The organism is Paraburkholderia sp. 2C (assembly GCF_054589215.1).
The window spans coordinates 1-218 of the sequence record NZ_BAAILL010000048.1 but is presented as its reverse complement, the minus strand read 5'-3'; the positions used below and the strand labels follow the sequence as shown (position 1 = coordinate 218).

Annotated in this window: 1 protein-coding gene; it reads left to right on the top strand. The window is 59.2% G+C overall.

All coding sequences use genetic code 11. From position 1 onward, the window contains the following. Positions 1-218 (top strand): hypothetical protein (locus tag ACYPXD_RS24350; protein WP_459717083.1); only part of this gene is annotated, 218 nt, incomplete at both ends.

Below are 218 nucleotides of genomic sequence, written 5' to 3'. Positions count from 1 at the left end.
TTCCTGCAGCTCTATCGCGAAGAGGCGTATTACCTCGATCGCACCGTGCACTACATCGCGCGCGTCGGCCTCGACTACGTGAAGCAGAAAGTGGTCGAGGATACGGCGAGCCGCAAGGCGCTCTACGAACGGCTGCTCTATTCGCTCGAAGGCCTGCCCGATCCGTGGGAAGCGCGCATCGAAGGCATGCAGAAGGACGAATATATCCCGCTCAGAAT